Annotated in this window: 14 protein-coding genes and 1 pseudogene; 4 read left to right on the forward strand and 11 right to left on the reverse strand. The window is 41.2% G+C overall.

The genetic code is table 11. The features are described 5' to 3' along the window. The first annotated feature begins 2 nt into the window (after window positions 1-2). The 4 genes and pseudogenes from bglX to hpt all read left to right on the forward strand — a co-directional run bounded on the left by bglX (window position 3) and on the right by hpt (window position 4,047). Entirely contained in the window at window positions 3-2,162 is a 2,160-nt protein-coding gene (gene bglX, locus NSS79_RS27610; RefSeq protein ID WP_342436951.1) for a beta-glucosidase BglX, read from the forward strand. A 26-nt stretch (window positions 2,163-2,188) separates the two neighbouring features. Further along, window positions 2,189-3,151, forward strand: a complete 963-nt coding sequence (locus NSS79_RS27615; RefSeq protein ID WP_342436952.1) for a metallophosphoesterase family protein — start codon at window positions 2,189-2,191, stop codon at window positions 3,149-3,151. Between the two features lie 157 nt (window positions 3,152-3,308). Then, a pseudogene (locus NSS79_RS27620) lies at window positions 3,309-3,449 on the forward strand (hypothetical protein); the annotation flags it as partial. A 70-nt stretch (window positions 3,450-3,519) separates the two neighbouring features. Further along, window positions 3,520-4,047, forward strand: a complete 528-nt coding sequence (gene hpt, locus NSS79_RS27625) for a hypoxanthine phosphoribosyltransferase (protein ID WP_342436953.1) — start codon at window positions 3,520-3,522, stop codon at window positions 4,045-4,047. A 67-nt stretch (window positions 4,048-4,114) separates the two neighbouring features. Here the strand turns inward: hpt and NSS79_RS27630 are convergent, their stop codons facing one another. From NSS79_RS27630 to wzy, 11 genes are all read right to left on the reverse strand, one after another. Beyond that, window positions 4,115-5,371: an ABC transporter permease subunit gene (locus NSS79_RS27630; protein WP_342436954.1), complete on the reverse strand. Its 1,257-nt coding sequence runs from the start codon at window positions 5,369-5,371 to the stop codon at window positions 4,115-4,117. Continuing rightward, the gene (locus NSS79_RS27635; RefSeq protein WP_342436955.1) at window positions 5,368-6,258 is read right to left on the reverse strand and encodes an ABC transporter ATP-binding protein; all 891 of its coding nucleotides are present in this window, start codon (window positions 6,256-6,258) and stop codon (window positions 5,368-5,370) included. Before NSS79_RS27635 ends, NSS79_RS27630 begins: the two co-directional genes overlap by 4 nt. A gap of 150 nt (window positions 6,259-6,408) precedes the next feature. Further along, a complete protein-coding gene (locus NSS79_RS27640) occupies window positions 6,409-7,605 on the reverse strand; it encodes a HAMP domain-containing sensor histidine kinase (protein ID WP_342436956.1) in 1,197 nt (398 codons plus the stop codon). Beyond that, window positions 7,538-8,233 carry a VanR-ABDEGLN family response regulator transcription factor gene (gene vanR / locus NSS79_RS27645; protein ID WP_342436957.1) on the reverse strand — a complete coding sequence of 232 codons (696 nt, stop codon included), beginning with the start codon at window positions 8,231-8,233 and terminating at the stop codon, window positions 7,538-7,540. The genes NSS79_RS27640 and vanR overlap by 68 nt, the downstream gene beginning before the upstream one ends. 172 nt (window positions 8,234-8,405) lie before the next feature. After that, window positions 8,406-9,110 (reverse strand): acyltransferase family protein, encoded by a 705-nt coding sequence (locus tag NSS79_RS27650; RefSeq protein ID WP_342436958.1) that lies wholly within the window; start codon window positions 9,108-9,110, stop codon window positions 8,406-8,408. A gap of 52 nt (window positions 9,111-9,162) precedes the next feature. Then, the gene (locus NSS79_RS27655; protein WP_342436959.1) at window positions 9,163-10,272 is read right to left on the reverse strand and encodes a hypothetical protein; all 1,110 of its coding nucleotides are present in this window, start codon (window positions 10,270-10,272) and stop codon (window positions 9,163-9,165) included. A 576-nt stretch (window positions 10,273-10,848) separates the two neighbouring features. Beyond that, on the reverse strand, window positions 10,849-11,856 hold the full coding sequence (gene galE / locus NSS79_RS27660) for a UDP-glucose 4-epimerase GalE (RefSeq protein WP_342436960.1): 1,008 nt from the start codon (window positions 11,854-11,856) through the stop codon (window positions 10,849-10,851). 85 nt (window positions 11,857-11,941) lie between these two features. After that, the gene (locus NSS79_RS27665; protein ID WP_342436961.1) at window positions 11,942-13,444 is read right to left on the reverse strand and encodes a polysaccharide transport protein; all 1,503 of its coding nucleotides are present in this window, start codon (window positions 13,442-13,444) and stop codon (window positions 11,942-11,944) included. A gap of 27 nt (window positions 13,445-13,471) precedes the next feature. Continuing rightward, the gene (locus NSS79_RS27670; RefSeq protein ID WP_342436962.1) at window positions 13,472-14,161 is read right to left on the reverse strand and encodes a CatB-related O-acetyltransferase; all 690 of its coding nucleotides are present in this window, start codon (window positions 14,159-14,161) and stop codon (window positions 13,472-13,474) included. Beyond that, window positions 14,161-15,045 (reverse strand): glycosyltransferase family A protein, encoded by an 885-nt coding sequence (locus NSS79_RS27675; protein ID WP_342436963.1) that lies wholly within the window; start codon window positions 15,043-15,045, stop codon window positions 14,161-14,163. Before NSS79_RS27675 ends, NSS79_RS27670 begins: the two co-directional genes overlap by 1 nt. Before the next feature lie 146 nt (window positions 15,046-15,191). Then, window positions 15,192-16,697: an O-antigen polysaccharide polymerase Wzy gene (gene wzy / locus NSS79_RS27680; protein WP_342436964.1), complete on the reverse strand. Its 1,506-nt coding sequence runs from the start codon at window positions 16,695-16,697 to the stop codon at window positions 15,192-15,194. Window positions 16,698-16,714: the final 17 nt, after the last annotated feature.

Raw genomic sequence — 16,714 nt, forward strand, 5'->3', positions numbered from 1 at the left:
CCATGACTAAACCGTTTATCCAAGAGCTTGTGAATGAAATGACACTGGACGAAAAACTGGCCCAATTAACCCAGCTTGGTCCTTACTACTGGGGCCTGGACGATACTGTTGATTTGACGGGTCCGTTCAAGGAGCTCAAAATTAAGCCACATGCCATTGAGAATATCGGAAGCGTTCTGAACGGCGTTGGAGCCCGGAATGCCATCGAAATGCAGACCCGCCATATGCAAAAAAGCCGCCAGAAGATTCCGCTGCTCTTTATGGCGGATGTCATCCACGGCTACCGGACCATTCTGCCCATTCCTCTGGCGCTGGGCTGCAGCTTCGATCTGGAAGCCTGTGAACGCTTTGCCGAGCTCGCTGCCAAAGAAAGCGCAGCTGCCGGGATTCATGTCACGTTCTCGCCGATGACCGATCTCGTCCGCGATCCGCGCTGGGGCCGTGTCATGGAAACATCCGGCGAGGACCCTTATCTGAACGCCCGCGTCACCGAAAGCATGGTGCGCGGCTATCAGGGCAAAGACCTGAAGGAAAAAGGACGCATAGCCGCCTGTGTCAAGCATTTCGCCGGCTATGGCGCGCCTGAAGGCGGCCGGGAATACAATACGGTCGATATGTCCTCCGGTGTATTGCGTGAATTCTATCTGCCTGCCTACAAGGCCGCGGTCGATGCCGGTGTAGCTATGGTAATGGCCGCATTCAATACGGTAGACCGTATTCCGGCAACCGGAAATGAACAGCTTCTGCGCGGGATTCTGCGGGAAGAATGGGGATTCAATGGCGTTACCATCGCTGACTTCAATTCTGTCAATGAGCTGATCCCCCACGGGGCTGCAGTGGATGGCCGCGAAGCCGCAGAGAAAAGTCTGGCTGCCGGTCTTGATATCGAGATGATGTCCACCCACTATCTCCATCATGCCGCAGACCTGATTGAACAAGGCCGGCTTGATGTCGCTTTGATCGACGAAGCGGTTATCCGGGTACTGGAGCTTAAGGACGCACTAGGCTTGTTTGAAAATCCGTTTAAGGATGCGGATCCGCAAGTGGATGAGGCAGCCGAACCTAATGCGGAGCATCTGCAGACCGCCCGCGAGCTTGGCGCAAGTTCGGTTGTGCTGCTGAAAAATGACAATGAAGCTTTGCCGCTCAAGCGGGGGATGAAAATCGGCCTGGCCGGTCCTTTCGCCACTTCCATACATGTGCTGGGCGGCTGGGCCGGAACGGAAAAGGATCCGGCGGTCTCGCTCTACACAGGACTTTCCCGGAAAACCTCAGCCGGGGATATCCTTACGGCAATGACCGGCGAGCTGGGGAGTATGCTGGAGGGTGTATTTGATGTAGAGGACGGGATAGAAGAAGCGTTTCACCGCTTGAAGGATTGCGATGTGATCCTTGCTGCAGTGGGCGAGAACCAGCAGGATACCGGAGAAGGCGGCAGCAAAACCAACCTGCGCCTGTCTCCTAATCAGGAGAAGCTGATCTGGCGCCTGAAGGACACCGGCAAAAAGATAGTTACCATTGTATTCAGCGGCCGGCCACTGGAGCTGAAGCCTGTGCTGGATGCCAGCGATGCTTTGCTCCAAGCCTGGTTCCTCGGCTCGGAGTCAGGGAACTCACTGGCAGATGTACTGTTCGGGGACTACAATCCATCCGGGCGTTTATCCATGAGCTTCCCCTACACTGTGGGCCAGATTCCGGTTTATTACAATGCTTATTCGACAGGACGTCCCTATGATCCCATGTATCCGCAAGTACGTTATGTAACCCGGTATTTAGACTGCCCCAATGACCCGCTCTTCTGCTTCGGCTATGGCCTGAGCTATTCTGATTTTGCTTACAGCAGCTTCAAGGTTGAAGCCGCTGACAAGCTTGTAGCCTCTATTGAGGTAGAGAATACCTCGGACATCGACGGCAAAGAAACCGTTCAGCTCTATATTCACGATGTCAGCGCAAGCGTTGTGCGCCCGGTCAAAGAGCTTAAGGGTTTCCGGCAGCTTTCATTGGCAGCGCATGAGAAGCAGGTGGTTTCCTTCGAAATCACCAGAGACATGTTAATGTTCTATGGCAAGGACCATCAGCTTGTCTTCGAGCCTGGTGAATTTGATATTATGATCGGCCGAAACTCAGGAGATCATTTCACCCGGCGTATCCATATCGACTGATTTTGGCCAGAGAGGGGAATTTCCAAATGAAACGCCATTTATCATTCCAGAATGATGGAACCTTTAAAATTGTGCAATTTACCGATCTACATTGGATGGATGGAAGAGCCGAGGATCAGCGTACCCGTAAACTCATGGAGCGTATTATAGAAGCGGAGCAGCCTGATCTTATCGTTTTTACAGGGGATTTAATTTACACGGGTCCCGTTCCAGCGGAAGAAAAGGAATGTGAGAACCCTCAGGAAGCTTTCCGGGAGGCTGTCGCTGCTGTTGAACAAACCGGCATTCCCTGGGCCTTTGTATTTGGCAACCATGATACAGAAACCCGCATTTCCCGTGATGAACTGATGCAGGTAGCCTTGGAGCATCCTCACACGCTGGCTGAGGCCGGACCTGCGGAGCTTGCCGGTACAGGCAATTATACACTTGAAATTGAGGGGCCCAATGGCAACTCCGCTGCAGTTCTTTATTTTCTGGACTCCGGCAGTTATTCCGGTCTTGAGCAGGTACCAGGCTACAATTGGATCCAGCGGAATCAGCTTAACTGGCTGACCGCTGAATCGGCACGGCTGAATCCGCAAGCACATGAGGATAAGCTGCCTGCACTTGCATTCTTTCATATCCCGATTCCCGAGTACCAGGAGGTATGGTCTACCCGGATCTGCCATGGACACCGATTCGAGCGCGTCTGTTCTGCTCCTGTTAATTCCGGATTATTTGCGACTTTGCTGGAAATGGGCGATGTGCTGGGCACTTTTTGCGGACATGACCATATCAACGACTTTGTTGGCAGTCTGCATGGCATACGCCTCTGTTACGGGCGGGCCTCAGGCTACAATACTTATGGAAAAGAAGGCTTTAAGCGGGGTGCCCGCGTGATAAAACTAACCCTGGGCGAAAAGAATTTTGATACTTGGCTCCGTCTTGAAGACGGCTCTACCGTACTGGAACAGCCCGTTCATGAGCCGGATAACGTAACCGTACACTAATCTTCCAACCAGGAATTGTTCGGCTCTAATAATCAGCCCACCTGCTCTTGGAACGAGACTCCTCCCGCATGATTGGCGGCGGTCTCGTTCTTTTTTAGGTGCCGGGAAGGCACCAGCCGGACCCGCAACCGGCAAAGATACGACTTCGGCAACGCCTAAATCGACCATGTGCAACTGCGGCGCTTTAACCATTCCCGGGCTGCAGCAGCATGCCAAAATCACTCTCGTCTCCTCCACAACTATTTACGAAGGGGGGGCACATGATGTTATGCTAAAGGAAAAAGACAGAACATCCTGATCATTAGCAGCCTGTGAACACAGAAAGGTTGCTGCGGCGGGATCATTCTGATTCATAAGGAGCCCACACAATGACGTCATTACAAAAGGTTCTGGTCACCAAAACAGAGCTGCAGCAAAGAGTCCAGGAGCTTGGAGCAGACATATCACGGGATTACGAAGGCAAGGAGCTGGTGCTCATCGGCATCCTTAAGGGAGCAGCCGTATTTATGGCTGACCTGATTCGCGAGATCACCCTCCCCATCGGCATGGATTACATGTCCGTATCCAGCTATGGCGCCAGCTCTACCTCAAGCGGCGTCATCACCGTCAAAAAAGACATCGACACCGACATCCGCGGCAAACATGTCCTCCTCGTCGAGGACATGATCGACACCGGCCTGACCCTGCAGCATCTCAAGCAGCTCTTTGCTCTCCGTGAGGCCGCTAGTGTCCGCATCTGCACCATCCTCAGCAAGCCCTCCCGCCGCCTTGCCGACATCCACATCGACTACTGCGGCATCGAAATCCCCGACGAATTCGTCGTCGGCTACGGATTGGACTATGCCGAACAATTCCGGAACCTGCCGGAGGTTTGGATTGTGCAGACGGGCGAATAAGGGCAGCAAAAAAGAGCCGGAACTTGATAAGTGCCGGCTCTTTTTGCTGTAATGGATTCATAAGGCTTTATTGGACCTGGTGACGCTTAAAGGCGCGCCCGACAAAGGGGATGCATACCGCGCTTATAACAACATAAACAACAATCCTCATAGTGATAATATCTACGGTCAAGCCGGGAAATGGATAAGAAAAATACGAAGTGTACTCCGCAGGAAATACCGGCTGTACAGCCATGTACGGAAACAGCATCAGAATATGATTCAGTATGCCATTGGTCCCGCTAAGCCCCAAAAAGACAGGGAGTAATATGACCAGCACATCTACAACAAGTACTGCAAAAGCTGTTTTCATTTTTGCGGACAGAAGAAGTGTTACGGCGGCCATACCCATCGAAACTAATAATAAGATCAAAATACATACCATAGCCGCTTCTAACAAAGATAGATTATAAGGAATGGTAACATTTAAAATCTGTAATGGAAGATCCCAACCCTCGAATCCAAACGCGTATAGTTGAATGCCTACTGCCAGCAGAACATTTATTAAAAACACAAGCAGTGCAAAAAGAAAGGCCGCTGATATTTTCGCCTTTATTAATTTCGATTTCCCGTATCGGGTAGATAGAATAACGCTGTCAGCTCCCGATTGATATTCTCCTGCAAATACTGGCGCAATACAAATACAAATTGCAATAATAGAAACAATCAGCAATTCAAAACACTGGAACAAGCTTCTCCATCCAGCGTGGTAGCCATATTCATAAGGCGTTTCAATCTGGCTGTTTTTAGTGTTCCAGAATTGCTTTTCTTGATTCGAATATTCCCAGTCAGAATAGTCAATATCTAAGTAACTCTTCACTTTGTCCGCGCGCGCCTGATAAAATCCCGCTGTATTCTCCAAGCGCATATCTCTAAGAACCGTTAGTCCGTTATCAGTGACCTGAGGCTTCAAAAAAGCTTCATCAATTATTTTCAAATAAGAGTAATGCGGTAATACATAACGGGCATAATTCTCATCCGTCAAGTTAACCTTATCTCCGTCTTTCACCACATTCTCCGGGTTGGAAAACAATGTCTGATACTCTTTAATATCTTGTGCAACCCGTTCTTCCGTAAGCGTTCCTTCAAGCTCTTTGGCATACTCTTTCTCAAGCTGTATTGCAGCAGCACCATTCACCTGACTGCCATCACGCTCTAGTGAAATATAATTCTGGACAGGCATGATAAAGAACAGCAGGGTTAAGAACAAGCTGACCAGAACGACCACTATGTTCATTCTCTTTTTGGCGATTTTCATAAACTCATATTTGAATAAACTATTCATCGGCTCCCCCTATATTCGGCAATGTCGTTCCGGAAATGGTACAAGTACAAATCTTCAAGCGTAGGCACCTCATTCATTGCGCCGTCCATCGGAATTTCATCACTAAGCACACGAAGGATGACCGTATCATCATCACCGTGGTGCAGATTTGCCACACACAATGAATTGCTGATTGTATTGGCATACTCCTTCGTAACCACACATCTCCACACCTTACCGTCCATTTCGTTCGCAATGTTGCCGGCTGGGCTATTGATAATCAGCTTACCGTCTTTGATCATTAGAACAGTGTCGGAAATATATTCTATATCAGATACAATATGAGTAGAAAGAATGACTATCTTGTCTTTGGAAAAGTTCGCAATTAAATTGCGGAAATGTACACGCTCTTTCGGGTCAAGTCCGGCAGTAGGTTCATCCAGCACCAAAATTTGAGGGTCGTTCAAAACAGCTTGCGCAATTCCCAGTCTTTGCTTCATCCCCCCGGAAAACGTTCGGATTTTTCTGGTTGAGACTTCGGATAAGCCGACTAACCCCAAAAGCTCCCTTGTGCGAATAATGGCCTTCTGAGGTGAAATCCCCTTCAATGCCGCGACATAGAGCATAAATTGCTCTGCGGTGAAATCCGGATAATATCCAAAATCCTGAGGAAGATACCCTAGAAGATTACGGTAATCCTCACCCAATTCCCCTGCACTTTTACCATCCAAAAGAACATCGCCCGAGGTAGGATTCAGCACTCCGCAGACCATCCTCATAAGTGTAGTTTTTCCTGCCCCGTTCGCCCCCAGCAGGCCATACACTCCTGGTTTCATCTTAATCGTCATTTGATCGACCACTGTTTTGCGCCCATATTGTTTAGTAAGTCTGTCCAGCCTTAATTCCATATTCCAACCTCCCTTACTCAATTAGAAACGTCTCATACCCTTTCCATTACAGACAAAAGTCTGCTTACCCGGTATTTATTGTACCGTCAGCAAGCAGACTGAACTTTAATAACTAAACGTAAATTTATTAAGAAAATCCTAAGAATGCATTTAGCGACCTCCATGTGAAGTGAGCGGTATCTTTACGCTAAATACGGTTTTCCCATTTTCACTCTGCATCCCGATCTGCCCTTCATGCCGCATTATTATTTCTTTGGCAATGGCCAGGCCCAAGCCTGCACCTCCCGTATTCGTTGAACGGGCATCATCCAATCGGTAGAACTTATCGAAGATACTGTTTTGCTTATCAGGCGGTATGGTTTGCCCGGTGTTCGTAAAGGTAATGTTGGCCATACCCTCATGGGCTTTTGCCTCCACCTCAATCGTGCTGTTATCGTCACTGTATGCAACGGCATTTTTCAAAATGTTATTAAAAACCCGCGCCAGCTTATCTGCATCACCATAAACGGTTATCGTATCTTCGGCGTCAATAACCATCTTTTTCCCGGCAGTCGTGAGCGAGGGATAAAATTCATCCGGCATTTGTATCAGCATATAAGAGATGTCAACATTCTGTTTGTTGAGCTGGAGCGTTTGCTGGTTATACCTTTCGACTTCAAAAAAATCATGAATAAGGCGCTCCAAATGATACGCCTTATCCAAAGTGATTTTCATATATTTCTCTTGTTGCTCCTTCGGCATATCGGAAGCTTCGTTAAGTAAACTCAAATATCCAATGACAGAAGTAAGCGGCGTTTTTATATCATGAGCCAGATACATGACTAAATCTCTTTTGTTCTGCTCTGCCACCTGTACCTCCAGTTCACGTTTTTTGAGGGTTTGCTTCACAAAAATCAGTTTCTGCTCCATTGAGGACATTTCCGGTGATAGCGTAATATCTGCTTCATCCTTAATTAAGGCATCCATTCCTGCATTGACTTCATTAAAATATTTTGTAAACCAGGATAAAGAAAAATAGAAAAAAATAAGAAAAAAGGCCGATATCGCTATCAGCATTATGATTTCCCAATGATCACGGAAAGTACTTTCGTAAATCGAAAGGGCATCACTATATTCGTAACCAAAAACATGTTGTAATAACAGAACGCCTCCCTCACCCAGTCGTCCTCGAACCAGTAAATATAGAATATCCACTGCGATGATAGCAAGAATTATCAAAATCAGCATTCGAATGAATACTTTCATTCTTAACTTTGCATAGTTCATCTGAATATGGGTTTTACTTTTCAATTTTATACCCCACCCCCCATATCGTTCGGATCCATTTCGGATTATCCACCGAATCATTCATTTTCTCGCGCAAATGCCTGATATGAACAGTGATGGTATTATTATTTTTATTGTAATATTCATCGCCCCAAATCACGCGAAATAGTTGTTCCGAGCTGATGACTTTGCCTTTATTCTCACAAAGGACCCGTAAGATTGAAAATTCTGTAGGTGTAAGAGATAACTGTTTTTCGTTCAGCCAGCACTCATGGGTGTTCACATCCAGAACCAGGCCGGAATAGGCTATGACCGTTTCATCAGGCACTGGCATGGACTTGTATTTCTTATATCTGCGCAATTGCGCCTTTACCCGCGCGACCATCTCTAGCGGACGAAACGGTTTGGTAATATAATCGTCGGCCCCCATCGTAAGACCAGTAATCTGGTCTGTTTCTTCATCCTTAGCCGTAAGCATTATTATAGGAAAATTGTGATTTTCCCGAATGCGCTGGCAGATGGTAAAACCGTTAATATCCGGGAGCATAACATCCAGAATTGCTAAATCCACATGTTCACTCTCAATATACTTGAGGGCATCCTGCCCATTATAAAACTTATAAACATTGAAATTTTCATTTCTTAAGTAGATTTCGATCAGATCGGTGATGGCCTGCTCATCATCCACCACCAGAATATTTTCAGTCACTGTGGGATCACCTTCCTTCACTGCATGAAATATACTTATTGTACCAGAAAACGGAAAGGGCTTATGTTGTTTTTTTCTTGTTTAATTCTTAAGATAATCCTAAGGTTAGCTGAACTCCCCACATAAAGAAGGCTGTCGAAACTTTCTCGACAGCCTTAGATTTTAAACGCAATCACGAAGTAGTTACTGGTATTGTACCGGACTTCACTCTGGCGCTGAACCCGGCAACTGCTTTTTTCAATAGTAAGGCCAATCCCAACGTAATGAGAATACAAATCGCATTCAGAACAAGGTCGTTCACCTGCAGGTTCAGGTTTCGCCGGAGATCCGTCAACATCTTGAGCATTCTTTCATGAAGCAGATAAATCTCCAGGCTATGCGTGCCGCAGAATGAGAGGAAGGGACAACGGGTCCATTTACGCTCTGACATCCAGTGCAGTACTCCCGCCGCCAAGATGCATAAAGGCAGTGTAATCAGAATAAAAGGATACCACCACAGTCCATAACTCCATACATAGTCCTGCAGATATTTCTGGCTAACTACCAGCAGCAATATACCTGAGACAAACACTGCAAGATGCATGATCAGACTCAGCCGCGAGATTGCCCGTTTTTGATCGATAAGGTATCCAACAAACACGCCTACACAGAATATCGGAATTCTTATCGTGAAAATCAGCAAATAGGAGAGCGAAGTTCCAGATAGAACTACGCTGAGCAGTATTCCAAGAAGGCTGGCCACAGCAACGGTAATCACCTTATTCCGCCCCCTGAAAAAATACATAAACAGCGGCGTAAGCAAATACAACACCAATAGTGCAGGGACGTACCAGTCAAACCGGCTGTCCAGCCCGAGCCAAAAGCTAAACGTCGTCAAACAGAATCGCCAGTCCCATGAGTTGGGTACGGCACGTGCTGATCAGCTATAATTAAGCTTTGTCATGGATAACCTCCTGAAGCGCCGGCAGCTGGCGGGAAGAGGGGCTCGCAGGCATTAGACTGGAAAGTTTCTTGTAATTCAGCGAAAAGAGAATGCCAAGCGAAGCTTCCGCAAGAATGATTAAATCCCGATTAGAAATCACCAGCGGAATCGCAACCACACTAATGACGATAAGAACCCAAACCGCCGGATACCCCATATACGGTTCGATGAAGCGGCCCAGCCACAGCAGGACTCTCATCGCCACATAAGTGCAGACCAGTGCCAGACACCATATCCACACAATATACAGGCGGCCCAGCCCAAGCCGGTCAAAGGCCAAGATCAAGATCAGATGGGTAAATAGAAATAGAAATGAATGCTTACCGAAATAGAGCATCAGATTACTGGGAGCATAGCTTTTTTTCCTTCTGAAGAGATAAAAGACCCCGAACAATACAAACAAAGACAGCAGAAGATAGTTCACAGACATATTGTATTTGATAAAATCCGCTTCATGCACTCCACCGTAACTGGATATCACGAGCAGTGCCCCGGCTACAAGAGCTCCAATAAGGTTCACGAGGTTACTGCACCGATAAGCGAAGATCCCGGCCACAAACGCAAACATCCATGGGAAATAGGTAAACCCAACAGTTTCTGTGAACAGTATGGATTTTAACGGGAAGTCCGGTAATAGACTGCCAATGAAAAAATGCACTAAAAAAACAAGCAACGCCAAAAGGAGATATAAATAGAGTGGAGGTTTCAAATATTTCTCTATGAGGTATACACTCAGCACTCCGAGTGCAATGATCTGGGGAACATCCATTACCGAAAACGCCTGAACCTCCGGTTTCCACATGAGATTATAGGAGAAACCGATGACAGCGAACAATACGTAGAAGCTAAGCAGCGACCTGAAGCTTTTCCTTCGAACCTGCAAGGTGGTCGTCACCCCCGAGACAGCAAAGAAAAGTACAGGGGCCAAACCGGCAATAATCTGAAACACCCGCTCATTGCCATTAAAATAAAGCGGAATATGGGCCACAATCATCAAAATACAGCTAATCCCCTTAATTGCATCCAATGAATAGTCATATTCCTTCATTCCCTTCACTTTCCTTCCCCTTTATTTGAATTTCTTGTAGAGTACTTTCTTATAGAGTATAAGACGGAATTCATAACTTTCCATCACTCTAAAGTGTAAGATTGGGTTGTGGGGGGGGGGGAATGTGAAAGATGAATATAGAAAGTGGGTTTATGAATAACTACTTGGCAAGAAAGAGAAAAAAGCCATTTGAAAGCCGCTGGGGCTCAAAAAGTCACGGTGAGTTTGAAAGTCATGCGGTATAACAGGCATGAGAACTACTACGAAGTGAGGTCGGCCATGCGTTAGTCGTTCAGCAGATGATTGCACCGGAAAGTGTGTTTGGCCAACTGAAGAACATCCAGAAATTCTGGCGTATTCTGCTTCGCGGTTTACAAAAAGTAACCCTCGAGTCGGCTGGCTTTTCTTTGCCCATAATCTGCTTAATCAAACCGCCAATGACCAACAACGCAGAGCAGCGATTCACCAGTAATGGTAGAATCGCTGCTCTGCTGTCTTTATACTTTTTTCAAAAAATAAGATTGTCTATGTGTCTTGAATAGTAACTTGCATACTACCCAGAGCTATAGAAATTTGGAGTAATTCTTAATAGTTGTAGTTATCTTGTCTACTCTTCTCAAAGTGCCAAGCATCTCTACACATATCAGCTATACTTCTCTTTGCTGTCCACCTTAGTTCTTCTTTAGCTTTCTTAACATCTGCATAGCACTCTGCAATATCGCCAGCTCTACGTGAGACTATTTGATATGGTATTTTTTCACCAGTTACTTTTTCAAAAACCTCTATTAATTGTATTACACTTGTTCCTATACCTGTTCCTAAATTATAAGTATGTACACCTGTTCTAAGTTTATCCAAAGCAGCAACATGACCTTCAGCCAAATCACATACATGTATGTAATCTCGAACACCAGTACCGTCAAACGTTGGAAAATCATTTCCAAAAACACTCAAATTACTCAGTTCACCACGTGCTACCTGAGTGATGTAAGGCATTAAATTGTTCGGTATGCCATTAGGTACTTCTCCTATTAAACCACTCTCATGCGCTCCAACAGGGTTAAAATATCTAAGAATTGAAACTGAGAGACTTGGATTAGCTTTTACAATATCCATAAGAATTCTTTCGCACATAGCCTTTGTTTCACCATACGGATTTGTGGTAGGAAGAAGTGTCATCATTTCAAGAAACGGAGACTTATTTTCTCCATATACTGTTGCTGATGAACTAAAAACAAACTTCTCAACATTATATTCAATGCAAATTTTCGCAAGAATAAGTGTACTAACTAAATTATTGTAATAATAGGCAATCGGTTTTTCCACAGACTCTCCCACTGCTTTAAATCCAGCAAAATGGATAACCCCATCTATGGTATGATTTTCAAATATAGAGCCAAGCTTTAATTCATCAGTTACATCAATTTTATAGAAAACAATTTTTTTTTGAGCTATCTGTTGTACTCGCTCTAAATTATTGAAATTACTGTTACTGAGATTATCCGCTACAATCACATCATGCCCTGCTTCAAGCAAAGCAAGACATGTATGAGAACCTATATATCCAGCACCACCAGTTACTAATATAGTCATCTTCTACAGAGCTCCTTAGTTTTAATTTTTCTGAAAATACACATTTTAAAAATTATATAAGGAAAATATCTCAAAAAAATCGATATTATGAAAATAATATCTTTATTCTGTGTGTAAGCTCTTTAAAAGTTGTTCGGTCGAACAAATAATTACCAGCTACAAGCACTATCATAGAGAAAGTACTTATAATCAGCGAATCTATTATCCAATTGAACCAATTCAATGGATTAGAAATATAAAAGGTAATAATCAAGGTATATATAATCAAACTTAATAAAATATTAAACCCGATTATTTTTAAAGAATGCAAAACAGACCGATTTATAATTTTTTTATTACAATAAATTATAATATCGACAATTCTATATATGGCAGCGCAACAAGAACCTATTAGCGCACCCTTTAGTCCCCATATTTGAACACAAGTAAGGGAGGTAATTAAAGCTATCAGTGCTTCAATGATTGCAGAGTTCCTGGTTTCTTTAAAATGTCCTGCTGCATAAATAATAGTCAGACCTGGAACCCTTAAATTATTTATCAGAAATACAAGAATAAACAAAAATGCTACCATTGGTTGTGAATACGGAGCATCTTGAATCCCTTTTGTATATAATTCAATAAAAGGAATTATCATAAGACTAGCTACAGTATATATAAGTAGAGTGATTATATAATATACATATTCAAATAATCTAAAACTTTTTTGAATTATTTCAGTTTCCTTAACAGCAATTACTTCACCAAAACCAGCTACTAAACCATTAGAAAAGGCTGTAACAATAGATGTAATAACTGTAAAAACCATTAAATAAACAGAATAGACACTAACATCAGATAAATCACAAAATATAGTAATAATTAATATAGGTGAATTAAAAACTACCATATTAGCTATCTGATGAATAAATGCATCCCACTTCTTGTTAATTGATATTTTATCGGGCAATGAACTAAAATTTATTCCTGGATAGTAACGCTTGATGTATATGAACAATAAAAAAATACGAGATATAGATATCATTGAAGTAGTAATGAGTACTATAAGAACATTCACATTTTCCAAAATCATGACAATTGTAGTACCAGTAGTAATAACAATACTAATTATTTGCACAACACTAATAACATAACTTTTTTGATCTGCAGTTACTAATACTCGATATTTTCCTATTAAATAATATTCAGCAACTCCATTCACAGCAACTATTAAAACCATTAGAAATATTTGTATTTTTGATATGTTATCATGAATTACAAATGGATAAATACAAGCTATTAAAATACTCATGATAGTGAAAATGTTACCCGACTTAAAATAAAAATCTTTTGTAGCAGACAAGATACTATTAATTTTATTGATATTTTTTTGGGCCAACGGTTTATACAATGCTTGCGACGCAGCTGTTGCTACCCCTGCTTCTACTAGATTTAAATATGATATTAAATTTTTGATTGAAAAAACTAGTCCGTTAACTTTAGATCCATAAGTATTGATAAATAATATAGGCTGTATAAATCCAGAAATCGCTGTCACAAATTGTAGTAATAAACTAAATATAAGATTTAGTAGTGCTTTTTTTGTTCGCATAATTCCACCAATTCTCCAAAATCAATTTCATTTAGAATTCAAGCTATATTCAATGTATCTATCGATATTATATAAAACATTCAAGTTTTTCTTTATTTCGTTTTCTCCCCAGTCCCACCACTTTTTTTCTATACTATGCAACTTTTCAATCTTTTCATTTGGAAATCTATACTTCAAAATTACAGCAGGAACACCTCCCACTACTGAATAAGGTGAAACGTCTTTTGTCACTACAGACCCACCAGCAATAATCGAGCCATCCCCAATTGTGACCCCATCTTTTATTGTTACGTTTGCGCCTATCCAAACATCATTACCAATATTTACATATTGCCCATCTCCTGGTCTTAAAATATTCTGGTTTTTCGATTGAGAGGTGATTCCAATGAATTTTTGCCAATATGGCTCATATAGAATAGGGTGAGTTGTTATATAATGTTGTGGATGATTGCCTAGTCCAATATATACATTGGGACCTATTGAGCAATATTTCCCTATTCTAGTCCCACTTTCAATAACGTTAACGCCCCAGCCTCCGTCATTTAAATATGTGAATTCCCCTATGCTAACATTATCAGCTATGTAAGCATTTCTCCCAGTAGAAACATATTTGCCTAGAACTACATTATTGGAAATATGCACACTTCTAATATTCGCTCTAAATTTTCTATAAAAATAAAGTCTCTTTTTGAAGTACTTAAAATATTCAAAAAACATCAACTGCTCCTCTTTTCTTGTATATTATAAGTTTTATATAGAAAAAATAAAATAGCGGCAGGGAATGCAACTATTGCTAGAATTCTCTTAGGTGAATTCTTAATAATTTTCTTCTCTTTAGCAATAAAACAACAATTGATATACCTCACAGTGCTTAAATATTGTTTCTGTAAAGTGTGTTCAATTCCTATCCGATTCTTATAGTATTCAGCAAATCCTTTAGGATTTTCAAATAATATCTTAGATGCGTTAGCTGTATAACCATCTGGATAATAGTCAGTAATACAAAGAACTTTGTCCATAGTAATCCATACATTATTTTGATCAATTTTATCGTATAAATAAGCCTCCGTTACAAATTTTTCTCCGCTAATTTTCGGGAAGGAGTACTTTTGAACAATATCCGTATTAAAAACCATTATTTTATCTCCTTCTACACCAAGGCGATTATATAAATTATAAACTGAAGTCTTCTTTTCATGAGGCAAAGTAGAACCAATTAATTCGCCATTTTTGTTAGCTTTGGAAGCAATAATCCCAGCATATAATGATTTATTGTTTGATAACCAAAATTCTGTTATATACTCAATAGCTTTAGGTACAAGTAATTCATCTGAATCCAAACAAATGCATAATTCTCCCTCTGCTAACGAAATTGCTTTGTTAAAGGCAATATGTTTTCCTTGATTCGCTTGAAAAAAATAAACTATATTTATAAAATTCTCCCCTTTCCACTTCTCAATCTTAGCTTTAGTCTCATCTGTAGAACCATCATCAATAACTATCCACGTAAAGTTTTTAGAAGATTGCATACAAAGACTTTTATAAGTTTCTGACAAGAGAGTTGCCCTATTGTACGTAGGAGTAAATACGGTAATATGCATCAAGATTCCCCTTACTTTTTTCAAAAGTTATTAAGGCTAAGTAACAGTACTTAAATTCTTTCCTAATATCCTATTACGTTAAATATAATCTCACCAGATTTAGACTCCTCGAAAACTGTGGGATTTTAAAATTCAAAGTAACGTTATTAAGATTGTTTGTATCTACTCTCTGAAACTCCATTTTTCTTAAACGTGGCAATTAAAGTTTTTATCACCATATACGGAATGAATGAATAAAAAACTACATATCTAACAAGCAAAAGTGAATCGCCTCTACTTGCTGTAATAAAAAAATATAACATTACTGGGATGAAAATCGACTTTAATATACGCTCAGTTTCATTAGACATCCTGGGATTGAATAATCTAGCGATAAAAAAACCTATAACAAACATAAATATACTTCCGCCCCAGCCAAAATTGTAATATCCTTCAGCTAACAAAGAAAACCCAGGCCCATAGTTCATATTCAAAGTTAACATTAACCAATTCGGCAAGGAAACCCTTGGTATTATTCCATCCACAAGACTACTGGGAAAAACAGCCAACAATGCTGAAAGATAGGTTTCTCCGTTTTTAAATTTAAATTGCTCAGGTACGATTTTCATAATTTCAATTAATGGAAACATTGAACCGCCCATTTCACCTATGGTGTCAACAATGGGATTTTTTTCAGAAATCACTTCCTTCGTCTTGTCTAAATAATGGGATAAATCCCTTCCCTCATCACCTCTTGTTTGTCCGACAATATTCAAAAGTATTAACAAAACTAAAGCAGCTAGTATTCCTATAAATGTATGTTTACCTTTAAAAGGCTTAATAAAATTATGAAAAAGCAAGACAAAGCTGATTAACAAAGCAGCTGCATCTGTACGTACACCGGCTAAAAAATTAAAAAAAACAGCCGATAAAACAACTGTTATAAGTACATTTCTTAAAACTCTATTTTTACTATAAGCAACAATTAATAGAAATACAGAAGGGACAAAGAACATTTTAATAGATGACAATAAATTAAATAAACCCGATGTTTCATTTATAGAACTACTATTATAATTATAGAGAGCCATATATCCTTGATTAAAAGCTGTAATCATAAATTCGATAACATTCTGAAAATAGACTATTGATGATACTATAAAGATTGGCCATGCAACGATAAGTATAGATTTTCGAATGAACTTATCTAAGATCACCTCAGGCGAAACATTTAGTACACCTGATTCATCTCGCTTAATGATAGCTGTCAAAGCACCTAAATGCATAAAGGATAATCCAACTAATGTATAATAGTGAGACATGAGTAGAGTATCATTAGAATAAATTCCATACAAGTTAAACCCTTCATATACTGCTCCTAAAGATCTTAAAAAAGCTTGACCATAAGAAAAAGAATAAAATGATAGAAGGAAAATTAAATACGGAGAGAAAAAAGTTTTTGTAGTCTTAATCCAAGTCAAAACAGAAAAAAACATCAGAATATTCCCATTCCAGCATAAAAGAAACAAATTTTGATTGTTTCCATCATAAGAACTTGTCAATAGTTTTCCGGTCAGCAAATTAATTATTAAAACGAATAAATATATATATACATATTTATTCCTTCTTTTAAATTCCATATCCCAATTGAATTTCGAATTAAAGTCAAGCATTTACTATAGGGCCTCCA

Origin of the sequence: Paenibacillus sp. FSL L8-0436 (assembly GCF_038593025.1) — a bacterium.
GTDB lineage: Bacteria > Bacillota > Bacilli > Paenibacillales > Paenibacillaceae > Paenibacillus_AQ.